We start from the raw sequence: 13,192 nt of genomic DNA, 5'->3' as shown, positions 1-13,192 counted from the left end.
GAAGAACAGAGGAACTGCCTTGTCCTACAGCATCCGCTCAGGCGGCCTCGAACGTCACACCGCCGAAGAGATCCTCCGCATCGAGCCCTGGGGGCCGCACGCGGTGCGGGTGCGAGCCGCGTCCGGGACGGTCGATCCCTGCGCCCCCGGCGCGCTGGAGAGCCCTGCGCCCTCTCCGGGCGCCGAACTTTCCGTGGCGGACGACGGCTCCGCCCGCCTGATCAACGGCCGGATCGTGGTCGAGGCCGCCGCAGACGGCCGGCTGCGGTTCGTCGACGCCGCGTCGGGCCGCAAACTCCTCGCCGACAAGGCCCCGTACGCCCACCACCCGGGCCCCCGCGTCCACACGGCCGGCGGCCGGACCGAGCAACACTTCGAGGCGTACGACGGTGAGCGGCTGCACGGACTCGGCCAGCACCTGCATGGGCGGCTGGACCAGAAGGGCTGCGTGATCGACCTCGTCCAGGCCAACACCGTCGCCGCCGTCCCGTTCCTGCACTCCTCGCGCGGCTACGGACTGCTGTGGAACAACCCGGCCACCGGCCGGGTCGAGCTGGGCGCCGACATCACGCGGTGGACCTCTGACGGCGGCAGGCGCATCGACTACTGGATCACCGCCGGCGACACCCCGGCCCAGATCCTGGACGCCTACACCCTGGCCACCGGACGCCCGCCCCTGCTGCCCGACTGGGCGTCCGGCTTCTGGCAGTCCAAGCTGCGCTACCGCACCCAGGACGAACTCCTTGCCGTGGCGCGGGAGTACAAGGATCGGGGGCTGCCGCTGTCGGTCATCGTCTGCGACTTCTTCCACTGGCCGAACATGGGCGACTGGCGCTTCGAGGAGAGCGAGTGGCCCGATCCGACCGCCATGGTGGCGGAGTTGGAGGGCCTCGGGGTGAAGCTCGCCGTCTCGGTGTGGCCGACTGTCGAGCCCGGCAGCGACACCTTCGACGAGCTGCGCTCGGCCGGACAGCTCGTCCAGGACGCGGCGGGCGGTCTGATGACCTTCCCGTGGCCCTCCCGGAGTGCCGAGGAGCCGATGCGTCCGATGGCCTACTACGACGCCACCAACCCCGCGGCACGCGCCGCGCTGTGGCAGCGGCTGAACGACAACTACCGTGCGCACGGCGTGACCTGCTTCTGGCTGGACGCCTGCGAACCCGACGTGACCCCGGACGTCGCCGAGCGCGCCGTCTACGCCGCCGGGCCGGCCGCCGAGGTCGCGAACCTCTACCCCGTGCTGCACACCCGTACGGTCGCCGACGGGCTGCGCGCGGCGGGTGACGACCGGCCGCTGTCCCTGGTCCGCTCCGCCTGGGCGGGCAGCCAGAAGTACGGTGCCCTGCTGTGGTCCGGCGACATCCCGACCACGTTCGACTCGCTGGCGCGCCAGATCAGGGCCGGGCTGAACGTCGCGATGAGCGCCATCCCGTGGTGGAACACCGACATCGGCGGCTTCGCCGGCGGCGACCCGGACGACCCCGCCTACCGCGAACTGCTGATCCGCTGGTTCCAGTACGGCACATTCACCCCCGTCATGCGGCTGCACGGAGACCGTGCCCCCAACCAGCCGTTCTCGGCCACGTTCACCGGCGGGCCGAACGAGGTCTGGTCCTACGGGGAGCAGGCGTACGGCATCCTCCGGGACCACGTGCTGCTGCGCGAGCGCCTGCGCCCCTACGTGCACGCGCTGTCCGAGGACGCTCACCGCACCGGCGCCCCGCCGATGCGCCCGCTGTTCTTCGAATTCCCCGAGGACGGGCACGCCTGGGACATCGACGACCAGTTCCTGCTGGGCCCCGACCTGCTGGTGGCACCCGTGTACCTGGCGGGCGCGCGCACCCGCCAGGTGTACCTGCCCTCCGGCGCCCGCTGGCTCGACCCGGCAACCGGGCGGGTGTTCGAAGGCGGCACGACGCTCGACGCCGACGCCCCGCTGGAGCGCATCCCCTTCTTCGTGCGCGAGGGAGCCGCCATCGCACCCGTGGTGCGCTGACCCCGCGCCTCCCCATTCAAGGAAGACGAGAGCATGCAGTCCCTCCTCCGCAGCGCGGTACGCCTTCTTCCCGGCCCGTTCCTGGATGCGCAGGCGACCGCCCTGGAATACCTGCTGTCCCTCGACCCCGACCGGCTGCTTGCGCCCCTGCGGCGCGAGGCGGGCCTGCCGCCGGTCGCCGAGTCCTACGGCAACTGGGAGAGCTCCGGCCTGGACGGCCACACCGTCGGGCACGCGCTCTCGGGCGCGGCGCTGATGAGCGCCGTGACCGGTGATCCCCGGCCGAGGGCCATGGTCGATCGCCTGGTCCAGGGCGTCGTGGAGTGCCAGGACGCCCTGGGCACCGGTTACGTCGGGGGTATCCCGGGCGGTGTGCAGCTGTGGGAGCGGGTGGCCGCCGGGCAGGTGGAGCGGGACTCCTTCGAGCTCGGCGGCGCCTGGGTGCCGTGGTACAACCTGCACAAGCTCTTCGCGGGCCTGCTGGACGCCCACCGCCACACCGGCTCAAGCTCGGCCCTGAGCGCGGTGTGCCGCTTGGCCGACTGGTGGGACCGGGTGGCGGCGGGGATGGACGACGACACCCACGAAGCCATGCTCCGCACGGAGTTCGGCGGGATGTGCGAGGTGCTGGCGGACCTCGCCGACGTCACCGGAACGGACCGGTACGCCGTCCTGGCACGGCGGTTCCTCGACCAGTCGCTGCTCGGCCCGTTGCGCGAGCACCGCGACGTCCTCGACGGGATGCACGCCAACACCCAGATCGCCAAGGCCGTCGGCTACCAGCGGCTCGGCGAGGTCGCCGACGACCCCGGCCTGCGGGACGCCGCCCGCTTTTTCTGGCAGACCGTCAGCAGACACCGGACCTTCTCGTTCGGCGGCAACTCCGTGCGCGAACACCTGCACCCCCGCAGCGACTTCAGCTCCGCACTGGAGTCGCCCGAGGGCCCCGAGACATGCAACACCTACAACATGCTCAAGCTGAGCCGCGCGCTGTTCCTCGAACAGCCGGATGCCGAGGTCCTCGACTACTACGAGCGTGCGACGGTCAACCACATCCTGTCCTCCCTGCATCCGGAGGGCGGACTGGTCTACTTCACGCCGGTGCGACCGGGCCACTACCGCGTGGTCTCCACAGCGCAAGACTGCTTCTGGTGCTGCGTCGGCACCGGGCTGGAGAACCACGCGAAGTACGGCGAGCTGATCTACACCGCCGAGGGCGGCGAGTTGTTCGTCAACCTCTTCATCGCCTCCCGGCTCAGCCGACCCGAACACGACCTGGTGGTCGAGCAGACCTCGACGGCGCCCTACGACGACCAGGTCACCCTCATGGTGCGCCGGGCCCCGGCTACCCCCGTGGCGATCCACCTGCGCGTCCCCGGCTGGACCGAGGGGACACCAGAGGTCCGTATCAACGGCGCACCGCCCGAGGAAGAACCGGCCCCGCTCACGACCCACCGCACACCAGGCGGCCGGCCGCTGACATACCTGCGTCTCGAACGGCAGTGGCGGGAAGGCGACACCGTCACCATGCGCCTTCGCCCGCGCGTCAATGCCGAACTGCTCCCCGACGGCTCGCCATGGGTCTCGTTCCGCTACGGGCCCACCGTCCTCGCCGCCGAGAGCGACCGCGACGATCTGACCGGGCACTTCGCCGACGACACCAGGATGGGACACGTCGCCGCCGGCCCGTTGCGCCCGCTGGAGCACCTGCCCGTCGTGCTCGCCCGCACCTGCGGTGATGCGGCGGCCGCCGTGCGCCGGCTCGACCCGAACCGGTTGGCCTTCGCCCTGGACCACGCTGACGTACCGTCAGGTGGGTCCGTCGTCCTGGTCCCGTTCGCCGGGCTCCACGACTCCCGCTACACCCTCTACTTCCCGCTGGCCGAACCGCAGCGGCTCGAGGAGCGGCGGGCGCAGCTGCGCGCGGCCGACGAGGCGGCGCTCACCCTGCGGGACCGAACCGTCGACGCCGTCGCCGCCGGCGAGCAGCAGCCCGAGAGCGACCACCGGTTCCAGGGACAGGACACCTGGTCGGGCCTCACCACCGGGCTGCGCTGGCGGAGCGCCACCGGATGGTGGTCCTACCACCTCGCGGACCCGCACCACGCCGCCATCGCCCTTCAGGTGACCTACCTCTCCGACCCGGATGCCGGCCCCACCCGCGTCTTGGCCGACGGACACCCGCTGGGCACGCTCACCCCCACCCCCGGTCCCGAGGGCGAGGAAATCACCCACACGATCCCCCTCCACCCGGACCGCCCTGCCGGTCCCGTCGAAGTCCGCTTCGAAGCCGTCGGCCCTGCGACCACTATCCGGCTGCGCGAAGTGCGCCTGGTTTCTCCTTCGTGATCAGGCACAGGTGGCACCGGGTCAGGGCGAGGCGGCGGAAGATGGTGCGGCAGCGTTCATGCTGCCCGTGCGGTTCCAGACGCTCGTCGACCCGGACGTGCTGACGCCGCTCATCGCCAAGGGAGTTGGCCAGCAGGGTGACCGGTCGGGATGAGGTGCCGGCCACCGTAACGGGAGGATACCTGCGACCCCGGACAGGCTGGGGGTCAAGGGGTCGCAGGTTCAAATCCTGTCGTCCCGATATATGTGACCAGCGGGTCTGTCAGAAATGACAGGCCCAGCTGGGTGACGCCGAGGCTCTCAGCGACCTCCTCAACTCTTCGGACGCGGGTAGCCAGCCCGGCGAGGAGTTCCCAACTGCGTCTAGCTCGGGGCCGAAGAGCGTGCTGGCCCTCAGGGAGTCGCACCCGACTTCGACAGTCAGTAGGCACACAAGCCGGGCTGAAAGGGCATTTGACCTGCGAAGTCTGACGTCGCGGCAGGCTCGTGTCGTGTGCCCACGCGCAGCAACCCGTCACTGGGGCCGGTGAGGTCGAACCTCTACGCGAGACGATGCTACCGACTCGTCCTCCGCGCGCGATGAGAGTTCACGAACTTCAGTCATGGCATCTGACCAGGCCATATCCTCGTCCGCAGAGCCTGTGGGAGTATGCGCGGACCGTGCCGGCGGATGGTTTGCCGGAAACGTTCGAGTTCATCCCGACCGATCGCCCTGGTGTGTGAGAAGCGCCGTGGGCACACGCGCTACAGCGCGCGGTCTCCCAACTGACCTGGTCAGACGCCCTATCGGTGCGAGTGTGTGCCCGCCAACTGTCGAAGCCGGGTCGCAGAGCCGCCGGGCTCCGCGCCTTGGACCTTGGTGAACGTCTGGCATTCGGTGGAGTGCTGAATGAGAGTGAGGTTGATGCGTCAGCGGTGAAGCGGCCGGCGAAATAGCTGACCGAGAGCCCGTGGTGATGCTGTGGGGCGCGCGCCCAGCCCTGGTCCACAGCCGTGGTCAACGTTGTTCTTGCTCGGCACTGGCAGGATCTCTGTGCTCTTCGCGGGGGTGGATCGGCGCAGCAGAGCAAGCAAGCGAAGCGCCGTGTAGACGATCCGTACGACGACAGGGACCGATCACGCCCGGTCGCCGGCCAGGGCCATCGCCCGAGGTCAGTGGTGGTGAGGCAAATTTGATGCACACGGTGGGCCGAGCTCTCGAGCCCTGCGGCTGGGGCTTGTCAGGAACGACACCCATCTGGGTGAGGCAGGGCCTCCTGCGAGGGGCGCAGTCAGAGCTGCCTGGTAGACATACCTCTGGCGGTTCTGAATCAAAGCCGTAGAATTGATTCACCAGAGGAGGTGCGACGTGGATCTTGTACGCGTGGGGGAACGGATCCGGCGTGAGCGCGAACGTGTCGGTTACAGTCAGCGACAGCTCGCTGACCTAGCGAAGCTTTCGCAGTCCACTCTTAACCGCATTGAGCTCGGCACTAGGTCGAACGTGACACTGGCAGAGATCGACCGAATCGCGACCAGTCTTCAGATCCCACTGCGACTGATCACCAGCGGGAATCCAGTGCGGGAGCGAGTGCAGATCGCGGCCAGGATCAACGCGCTCGTTGAGGCAGACCGCGAAGAGGCGCTTCGCCAGTCCTTGGCGATCCTGGAGCTGGATGCGAGGCTTGACAAGATCGGGTCAGCAGCCTCGGACGAGAGGCGCCAGCAGCGCCGACCAGCTGGCGTCACCTTGCCCAGCGAGGTGGACCCGCCGGAGCGGCAGGGCAAAGTATTGGCAACCGCAGTTCGCACTGCGCTTGATCTTGGCACCGCGCCGATCGCCGATCTCGACGAGCTGATCGAGCAACTCACCGGGGTCGACACTGCTGTCATCCAGCTCCCGGATACAGTGGATGGCTTTACTCTGACGGACCCGGTCCGTGACATGACCCTGATCGTGGTGCGCGCATGCGATGTCCCTGAGCGGCAGCGGTTCACCTTCGGCCACGAGTTGGGGCATCTGCTTCTCGGAGACGGCGCGGACGAACATCAGATCGGCGACGGGAACACTCCAGCAGAGGCGCGGAGCAACGCTTTCGCTCGTCATCTGCTCGCACCGGAGGACGGCATCCGGTCCTGGCTCGCAACGCAGTCCCAGTCGGCAGGCTTGGAGTCGTGGGCATGTGATGAGCGGGAAGTCGCTTTGCTTGCCAGGCATTTCAGGGTCAGCTTCTCGGTCATTCTCATCCAGCTCGAACGGATGCGCGTGATCTCGGCGTCGCGTAAGGAATCCATGAAAGGACCTACCGGAGTGCAGCTCGCTCAGCGTTACGGCTGGGGCCCTGCGTACGAGAAGGAGCAGGTCGCTGCGAATATCGTGCGTCCTCCTCGCCGCATCCTGGAGCGGGCGACACTGGCGTATCGTGAGAACCGCATCGGCGTAAGGGCGTTGGCTGCATTGGAGGGGCGGCCGGTTGCAGAGACCGAGGCGGCGTTGAAGGAAGCTGGAATCTTGCCGACTCCACCGACAACGCGTCGTGCTGACCTAGGGCTTCTGCTCAGTCACGGGTCCGCCGGCCGCTAGGGCCAGCGGTGATGTTGTTGTAGTGGGGAGGGGCAGTCGATTGTCCGAGGGAACTGCCGGAGCTGAGGGCCAGCTGCGGAACCCCGAGCCGCTCTGTATTCTGGATGCGGTGATTTGCGTCCATTTCGTTGCCGCAAATGCGCACCGTATCCTCGTTGACGTCCTCCGGCGGGCGGGGCTTGTCCTGATGGTCCCTCAGGAGGTTGTGAATGAGGTGACCGGGAAGGTCCTGTGGCTCACATCTCCCTTCCAGAGCTGGGCGTCCATAGACGGACCGCACCTCCTCGCAGCTGTGCCGCAGTGAGACAAAACACTGCGGCTCGCCCGCCTCTCACATTGCTCTGACCTGCTGCTCCCACGTTCCTTTGGCTGGGAGCAGTGTTACCTGTCAACGGTTTTGGGCCCTTGAAGTTGGGAGTGCCCGTGTCCCGAGGCCATTTGACAGCTGGTCAAGGGTGTACCTGCTGATTCGCTGACACCTGATGGTGGTTTGGCGCTGATGGGTGTGGTGCCGGCGGTTGGGCTGGGAGCGACAGCTCCCAGCGCTACAACGCTGTACGGCGCCGGGTGGCGGGAGGCGAGGACAGGCGACCAGCCGGACTCCGTGGAACCTGAAGCGAGCTCTGGTCGAGTCGAGTTGGCCATTAGGGGTTCAACTCGGAGGCCGGACACAACCCATACGCACATCCCGCCGCTGGTGGGGGAGCTGTCCCTGCCGTAGCCCCGGGGACCGCCACCCGGCGGCCATTGTGACTGGACGCTGTACGACCTGGTGCAGCACATCGGCTTCGCCTGGCGGCGGCCGGCGTCTCGTGCACCGCGAAGGCCAGCGACGTGGTCCTCGCCATGTACGCCCGCGTCCCGGTCGACGTCCCCAAGATCGAAGGCGACTTCGCCATCGTCGAGCACCTCGTCGAGCACCTCGTCGAGTGGGAGCCGGAGGAGTAGCACGACAACCGGCCCGTGCGGTGCGAGGATGTCTTCCCATGACGGACTCGGGCCGCACGGGCCATTCCGGTTACTCGGGCACGCCGCTGGCCAAGAAGCTGCGGATCAAGCCCGGACAGTGCGTCACCCTCTGGCACGCCCCCGTGGGTTGGGCCCTGCCGGAGCTGCCCGAGGGCGTCCGGGTCGAGCACGGGCCCGGGGGCCTCACCGAGGCGGACGTGGTGCTCGCCTTCCACCGCTCGGCCGACGAACTGCGCGCGGGCGTGCAAGCCCTGGTGGACGCGCTGCGCCCGGCCTCCTGCCTGTGGATCCTGTGGCCCCGTCGGGCGGCCGGCCACGTCAGTGACCTGACGGAGAACCTGCTGCGCGAAGTCCTGCTGCCGCTCGGTGTGGTGGACGTGAAGGTCGCGGCCGTGGGGGAGGACTGGTCGGGACTGGCCTTCGTCTGGCGCAAGGAGAACCGTCCCCGGCGGTGACGCCGGGTAGCGGGACATGGCTCAGGGTCGACGTTAGCAGATCTGATGGCCCGTCAAGTCAATTATCTCCGAGGCATATTGATCTGCCATTTGCCGCCCGTTTGGCGGCTAGGCTGCCGCGCAGGCCGTGTCGGGGTCAGCGCGACCGGTCGGCGTCACCAGGTGTGTCCAGACGCGTACCGGTGCGGACGGGGGAGCTGACACGCCGTCACGCCCAACCTGATCCCAAGGACCCCCATGGTTCGTGCTGACTCTTCGCCTGGCGATGGCTCCGCCGCAGCCGGCGCCGCCCCAACGCTCTGGATACTGCCCGCCGTGGTGGCCGCCCTCGCCTGGGCGGGTGCGGCGACTGCGGTGCCGGCCGGTGACAGGTGGGTGGTCGCGGAGTGCGGGGCGGTGGCCGCGGTGATGGCCGCGCTGCTGTCCGTCGAGGTCACCCGGCGCGCACGGCAGGTCGCCGAGCTGGGCCGGCGCCGAGCGGCCGGGGAGCGGCTGCTGCACGGCAGACTCGCCGCACAGGAGCGGCAACTCAAGTACCTCTCCGAGCAGTTGCTGCCCCAAGGTGTGGCCAGGGTGCAGCGCGGCGAACCGGTGGAGGAGATCCTGCAGGGCCAGGACACCGACGAGGGCGCCGTCACGGCCGAGTTCGCGGTGGCCGCGCGGACCGCGCTGCGCACGGTCCTTGAGGCGGTGGAAGCCGAGGAGGGGCTGCGCGAGTCGGCGCAGCGGGCCTTCGTCAACATCGCACGGCGGGTGCAGGCCATCGTCCACCGGCAGGCGCAGGACCTGCGGGAGATGGAGGACCGGCACGGCGAGGACCCCCGAGTCTTCGACGACCTGCTGCGCCTGGACCACGGCAACGCGCTGGTCGGCCGCCTGGCCGACTCCATCGCGGTGCTCGGTGGCGCGCGCCCGGGACGCCAGTGGGGCCGGTCGGTGCCGCTGTACAGCGTGCTGCGTGGCGCGATGTCGCGGATCCTTGACTACCAGCGGGTGGACCTGCACCCGGTGTCCGAGGTCGCCGTGCTCGGGCCGACCGTCGAGCCGCTGATCCACGCGCTCGCGGAACTGCTCGACAACGCCACCCGCTACTCGCCGCCGCACACGCGGGTGCATCTGACGGCGGCCGAGGTGCAGAGCGGCATCGCCGTGGAGATCGAGGACGGCGGTCTGAGCCTCAGTGAGGAGGGCCGGGCCAGGGCCGAGCGGATGCTGCGCGAGGCGCAGTCCGGGATCGACCTGAACGACCTGGGCGAGACGCCGCGGCTGGGCCTGGCCGTGGTGGGCCGACTGGCGCAGGCCAACGGGTTCCAGGTCTCGCTGCGCCCGTCGGCCTACGGCGGGGTGCGGGCGGTGCTGATCATCCCGCAGGACCGGTTGACCAGCGTGCCGGGCGCCGGGATGGCGCACGGGATCGGGGCGGCCTCGGGGCCGCGGCGAGCCGGTGCGAACGGCTGGGCCCGGCACAGCGCGACCCGGTCCTTCCCGTCGCCGGAGCGGGGGCGGCACGCCGCGGCCGGGCCGGCCGGCACTCAGGTTCGCACGGCGCAGGCGCGCACCGACCAGTCCGGTCCAGGGTCCGCCGACGCGGCCGCCGACCTGCCGCAGCGGCGGCGTCGGGTGCCGCGGGCCGTGGCCGGCCCCGAGCGGGCGGCGCCGCTGCGGAACGTCGAGCCCGGCCTGTGGCTGGCCGCGTTCCAGAGCGGCGTGAGCGACCCCGGCGGCGCGGGCAGCGTCGGCGACTTCGGCAGCGCGGACCACAGCAGCGAACACGAACGAGGGGACGGGTGATGATCTCTCAGCGAACGACTATGGACTGGTTGCTCCGAGACCTCGCCGAGAGCGTCCCGCAGACCCGGCACGTGATCGTGCTCTCGGCCGACGGACTGCGGATGGCCCAGTACGGCACCGACACCGACACCGCCGACCGGCTCGCCGCCGCCTGCGCCGGGCTGCAGAGCCTGGCGCGCGCCGTGGCGGACGAACTGCCGCAGGGCGACGGCCGGATGCGGATGGTGGTGATCGAGATGGTCGGCGGCTTCTTCTACCTGATGGCCGCCGGCGCCCGCGCCTACCTCGCGGTGCTCGCGGAGGAGGGGGTCGACGCCGGACTGATGGGCCAGCGGATGCGCGACCTGGTCGCCCGGATCGGCGAACACCTCACCACACCGGCGCGCGTCGACGGGCCGACTGGATGACCGACCAGCACCACGGCACCACGCCGCCCGGTCCCGGGCAGTGGGGCGAGGAGGGCCCGGAGCGGCTCTACGTGATCACCGGAGGCCGGGCGGCCGCGCACAACCGCACCTCGATCGACCTGGTCTCGCTCGTCGTCGCCCGGATCGGGCCGGACCCGATGACCCCGCCCGAGCAGGCCGCGATCCTGCGCCTGTGCGAGACCCCGCTCTCCGTGGCGGAGATCTCGGCCTACCTGCGGCTGCCGGTGAGCGTCATCACACTGTTGCTCGCGGACCTGCTCACCGCAGGCGCCGTGCAGGTGCGCGGACCGGTCCCCGTCGCCGTCCTTCCCGACCGTGAACTGATCGAGGCAGTGATCGATGGACTACAGCGCCTTTGACACCGGGCACGACGCGGTCCCCAGCGGGCCGCGCCGCGAGCACCTGCTGCCGCACACGGCCACCGCCGCGGTGAAGGCCGTGGTCGTCGGCGGCTTCGGTGTCGGCAAGACCACCTTCGTCGGCGCGGTCAGCGAGATCCGGCCGCTGACCACCGAGGAGACCATGACCCAGGCCGGCGTCGGTGTCGACGACCCCGGCGGGGTCCGCACCAAGACCGCCACGACGGTGGCCATGGACTTCGGCCGGATCAGCATCAACGAGCAGCTGGTGCTCTACCTGTTCGGCACGCCCGGCCAGGAGCGCTTCTGGTTCCTGTGGAACGGGCTGTTCGAGGGCGCGCTCGGTGCGGTGGTGCTGATCGACACCCGGCGGATCGAGGTCAGCTTCGACGTCCTGGGGCGACTGGAGGAACGGGCCGTGCCCTTCGTGGTCGCCATCAACTCCTTCCCCGAGTCCCCGCACTACGACCTGGACGCGCTGCGCGCCGCGCTGGACCTGCCGCCGACCGTCCCGATCCTCAGCTGCGACGCCCGCAGCCGCGAGTCCAGCCGCGACGTGCTGATCGCCCTTATGCACTACCTCCGCTCCCTCTCTACCGCTGCCCTGGAGCCTTCGTGACCGTTCCCCCTGCCGACCGCTGTCCGGTCGCCGGACTCGACCCCGAGGCCCTTCGCGGGCTGTTCGGCCCCGAGGCGGAGACCGACCCGATGGGCCTGTACGAGAAGCTGCGCGCCGAACACGGCGCGGTGGCACCGGTTCTGATCGCCCCGGGCCTGCCGGCCTGGCTGGTGCTCGGGTACCGCGAGAACCTGGACGTGGTGCGCACGCCGTCCCGCTTCTCCCGCGACCCCCGGCGCTGGCACGCCCTGCAGGAGGGCCTGATCGGCCCGGACCACCCGCTCACGCCGATCGTCGACTGGCAGCCGATCTGCGTCTTCGCGGAGGGCGCCGAGCACAAGCGGCTGCGCGGTGCGGTCACCGACAGCCTGGACCGGTTCGACCGCCGGGGTGTGCGACGGCACGTCACCCGGTTCGCCAACCAGCTGATCGACTCCTTCGGCCCGGGCGGCAGGGCCGAGCTGGTGCACGGGTTCGCCGAACCGCTGCCGATGCTGGTCATGACCCAGCTCTTGGGCATGCCGGACGAGTTCGGGCCGCGGATCGTGGCGGCGGCGCGCGACATGATCCAGGGCACCGAGACGGCCGTGGCGAGCAACCAGTACGTGGTCAGCACGCTCACCCAACTGTTCGCCCGCAAGCGGGAGAACCCCGGGCCGGACTTCACCTCCTGGCTCATCGCGCACTACGCCGGGCTGGACGAGGACGAACTGGTGCAGCACCTGCGGCTGATCCTGATCGCGGCCTTCGAGACCACGGCCAACCTGATCGCCAACACCTTGCGAATGACCCTCACCGACCCGCGGTTCCGCGCCAGCCTGGCCGGCGGGCAGATGACGCTGCCCGACGCGCTGGAGCAAGTCCTCTGGGACGAACCGCCGTTCACCACCATCCCGGGCCGGTTCGCCACCGGCGCGACCGAGTTGGGCGGCCAGCGGATCGCCAAGGGCGACATGCTGATCCTCGGCCTGGCCGCCGGCAACGTGGACCCGGCGGTGCGACCCGACCCCGAGGAGCCGATGCACGGCAACCGGTCCCACCTGGCCTTCGGCGGCGGCCCGCACGAATGCCCCGGTCGGGACCTGGCCCGCGCCATCGCGGACACCGGCATCGACACCCTGATGTCCCGCCTGCCCGACCTGCGCCTGGCCGTCGCGGAGCAGGAACTCACCTGGCGCTCCGCTCTGATGTCCCGTCATCTAGTGGCGCTGCCGGTGGATTTCACGGCCAGGCCGGCCGCGAACCCCGCCCCCGCCCCCGTCCTCGCCCCCGTCCACGGCGGGGCGCCCGGGCCGTGCGAGGACCACCAGGACCGGCCGGACGCCCCGGCGGCGGTCAGCGCCCCGGTGGTTGCCCATCGAGGCTGGCTGCGGGCCATCCTGGACCGGGTGCTGCGCTGGCGTGATCCGAAAACAGGCCCTAGCTAGTAGGGCTTGGTCAGGTCCGTATCGGCGTGGGTATGTCGCGGTGGAGCCCGCCCGGGGGTCGCGCGCCGGACTGCCCCGGCCTCGACCGGGCCGCCACCTCGTGGGAGGGAGTGCTCCGACGCCGTGGCAGGACTGCCGCAGAGGCACGCCGGGGTCGGCTCATCCCAGGACGGCAAGGTCTTGTGTCTTGTGGGTAGAACCACGCATGCCCGAACGGTCCGCACTGTCCATCATGT

Annotated in this window: 10 protein-coding genes; all 10 read left to right on the top strand. The window is 70.1% G+C overall.

The genetic code is table 11. The annotated features are described in order from the left end of the window. Positions 1-19 precede the first annotated feature (19 nt). A complete protein-coding gene (locus BR98_RS08825; protein ID WP_035841549.1) occupies positions 20-1,996 on the top strand; it encodes a glycoside hydrolase family 31 protein in 1,977 nt (658 codons plus the stop codon). Positions 1,997-2,029: 33 nt separating this feature from the next. Then, positions 2,030-4,345 (top strand): glycoside hydrolase family 127 protein, encoded by a 2,316-nt coding sequence (locus BR98_RS08820; RefSeq protein ID WP_035841547.1) that lies wholly within the window; start codon positions 2,030-2,032, stop codon positions 4,343-4,345. 10 nt (positions 4,346-4,355) lie between these two features. Further along, on the top strand, positions 4,356-4,499 hold the full coding sequence (locus tag BR98_RS39095) for a hypothetical protein (RefSeq protein WP_157537518.1): 144 nt from the start codon (positions 4,356-4,358) through the stop codon (positions 4,497-4,499). A 1,194-nt stretch (positions 4,500-5,693) separates the two neighbouring features. Continuing rightward, a complete protein-coding gene (locus tag BR98_RS08815) occupies positions 5,694-6,908 on the top strand; it encodes a helix-turn-helix domain-containing protein (RefSeq protein WP_157537516.1) in 1,215 nt (404 codons plus the stop codon). A gap of 986 nt (positions 6,909-7,894) precedes the next feature. Continuing rightward, positions 7,895-8,332 carry a hypothetical protein gene (locus BR98_RS08805; protein WP_035841543.1) on the top strand — a complete coding sequence of 146 codons (438 nt, stop codon included), beginning with the start codon at positions 7,895-7,897 and terminating at the stop codon, positions 8,330-8,332. 237 nt (positions 8,333-8,569) lie between these two features. After that, positions 8,570-10,123, top strand: a complete 1,554-nt coding sequence (locus BR98_RS08800; RefSeq protein WP_407639424.1) for a sensor histidine kinase — start codon at positions 8,570-8,572, stop codon at positions 10,121-10,123. Next, positions 10,123-10,530 carry a roadblock/LC7 domain-containing protein gene (locus tag BR98_RS08795; RefSeq protein ID WP_035841541.1) on the top strand — a complete coding sequence of 136 codons (408 nt, stop codon included), beginning with the start codon at positions 10,123-10,125 and terminating at the stop codon, positions 10,528-10,530. The genes BR98_RS08800 and BR98_RS08795 overlap by 1 nt, the downstream gene beginning before the upstream one ends. Beyond that, on the top strand, positions 10,527-10,910 hold the full coding sequence (locus BR98_RS08790) for a DUF742 domain-containing protein (protein WP_035841539.1): 384 nt from the start codon (positions 10,527-10,529) through the stop codon (positions 10,908-10,910). The genes BR98_RS08795 and BR98_RS08790 overlap by 4 nt, the downstream gene beginning before the upstream one ends. Beyond that, positions 10,891-11,529 carry a GTP-binding protein gene (locus tag BR98_RS08785; RefSeq protein ID WP_035841537.1) on the top strand — a complete coding sequence of 213 codons (639 nt, stop codon included), beginning with the start codon at positions 10,891-10,893 and terminating at the stop codon, positions 11,527-11,529. The genes BR98_RS08790 and BR98_RS08785 overlap by 20 nt, the downstream gene beginning before the upstream one ends. Continuing rightward, on the top strand, positions 11,526-12,956 hold the full coding sequence (locus BR98_RS08780; RefSeq protein ID WP_198042146.1) for a cytochrome P450: 1,431 nt from the start codon (positions 11,526-11,528) through the stop codon (positions 12,954-12,956). Before BR98_RS08785 ends, BR98_RS08780 begins: the two co-directional genes overlap by 4 nt. The last annotated feature ends 236 nt before the right edge of the window (positions 12,957-13,192 follow it).

This window comes from Kitasatospora azatica KCTC 9699 (assembly GCF_000744785.1).
GTDB classification, from domain to species: Bacteria; Actinomycetota; Actinomycetes; order Streptomycetales; family Streptomycetaceae; genus Kitasatospora; species Kitasatospora azatica.
Note: the sequence above shows the minus strand (reverse complement) of the source record. Positions and strands in the feature narration are given on the sequence as shown.